General features: G+C 71.3%; 2 protein-coding genes and 1 pseudogene. All 3 read left to right on the top strand.

Annotation, left to right across the window (positions count from 1 at the left end):
• The coding region (locus AB0C29_RS47625) for an AAA family ATPase (RefSeq protein ID WP_360834882.1) at nt 1-450 on the top strand (450 nt) is incomplete at its 5' end.
• Nucleotides 447-1247 (top strand): ABC transporter permease subunit, encoded by an 801-nt coding sequence (locus AB0C29_RS47620; protein ID WP_360834880.1) that lies wholly within the window; start codon nt 447-449, stop codon nt 1245-1247. The genes AB0C29_RS47625 and AB0C29_RS47620, both read left to right, overlap by 4 nt.
• 31 nt (nt 1248-1278) lie before the next feature.
• Nucleotides 1279-1580: pseudogene (locus AB0C29_RS47615) on the top strand (hypothetical protein); the annotation flags it as partial.

Genomic DNA, 1580 nt, shown 5'->3' with positions numbered 1-1580 from the left:
GTGGCCGCCGGCAATGCGATCCCGCGGGCCCGGGTCGACGAGGTGCTCGACCTGGTCGGGCTGACCGGCGCGGCCGGGCGGCGGGCCGGGAAGTTCTCCCTCGGCATGGGGCAGCGCCTGGGCGTTGCCGCGGCGCTGCTGGGCGATCCGGCCGTGTTGCTGCTGGACGAGCCGGTCAACGGGCTGGATCCCGAGGGGGTCCGCTGGATCCGTGACCTGCTGAAGTCGCTGGCCGCGCAGGGCCGCACCGTTTTTGTGTCCAGCCATCTGATCAGCGAGATGGCGTTGACCGCCGAGCGGCTGGTGGTGATCGGCCGGGGGCGACTGCTCGCCGACACGACCGTCGCCGAGTTGTCGGCCGGTTCGGCGTCGCTGGAGGACGCGTTCTTCCGGCTCACCAGCGCAGAGGTCGAATACCAGGGGACCACGACGACGGAGGCGACAGCATGACCACGTCCACGATGACCCGCGTACCGGGTGGCCGTTACGGGCCGGCGCAGGTGGCCCGGATGGAGTGGATCAAGCTGCGCAGCCTGCGCTCCACCTGGTGGACGCTGGCCATCACGGTCGCCGCAACTGTCGGGATCGGCGTCGCGGTGGGTCTGAACAGCCGGGACGCCTCCGTCGATCTGACCAACAACGCGCTGGCCGGCGTGGTCCCCGGTCTGCTGCTGGCCGGTGCACTCGGCGTACTAACCATGACCGGCGAGTACAGCTCGGGGACGATCCGGGTCACGCTGGCCGCTGTTCCGCGACGTCCGCTGGTCCTCGCGGCCAAGGCAGCCGTGTTCGGGGCTGTGACCCTGGTCATCGGGGAGCTTGCTTCCTTCATCGCGTTCTTCGCCGCCGCCGGGACGCTGCGCCACGGCATCACGGCACCCACGCTGGCCGACCCTGGCGTGCTGCGCGCTGTCGTGCTCACCGGGGCCGCGTCCTGCCTGGTCGGATTGCTCGGCCTGGGGCTGGGAGCGATCATCAGGCACAGCGCGGCCGCGGTCGGGGTCCTGGTGGCCGGCGTGTACGTGGTCGTGCAGGTCATCGGGTTCATCGCGCACGGTGCGGCGCCGTACATGCCGATCTTGATCCTGGCCAACTCGCTGAGCACGACCAGGCCGGTGACCTGTGGCACCGACGCGGCGTCCTGTCCGGACTTTCTCTCCGCTTGGGCCGGCCTCGGCATGCTCTCCCTGTACGCCGCGATCGCGCTGGCGATCGGCGGCTGGCTGCTGGCCCGGCGGGACGCATAGGCCGTAGGCGGCAAGGGAGGAGGATGGCGGCATGGGCATGACCGTGGTGGTGGCCCCGTTCACCCGGCGTCAGGGCCGTGAGCTGTTGTTCTGCCTGGCCGGGCTGCCGTTCGCCCTGCTCAACCCGTTGGTGTTCTTCGTGCTCGCCGCGGACCTGATCTGGCTGGCGGCCGACGGCGGCCGGGGCAACCCGACCCCGGCCCAGATGGCCCTCGCCGGCCTCTGCGTGGGACTGCTGCTCCTGTTGCTGGTGTCGACCGGAGCGGCCCGCAGGCTCGGCTCGCTGCAACGCACGCTCGCGGGCCGGCTGCTGAAGGTGCAGGTCGCACCGCC

This window comes from Actinoplanes sp. NPDC048791 (genome assembly GCF_040650095.1).
Lineage (GTDB): Bacteria > Actinomycetota > Actinomycetes > Mycobacteriales > Micromonosporaceae > Actinoplanes.
This window is presented reverse-complemented; position numbering and strand designations above follow the sequence as displayed.

What these genes read in the sequence shown, in the direction of transcription:
- AB0C29_RS47620 (WP_360834880.1), top strand. Translation starts at nt 447, where the DNA reads ATGACCACGTCCACGATGACCCGCGTACCGGGTGGCCGTTACGGGCCG.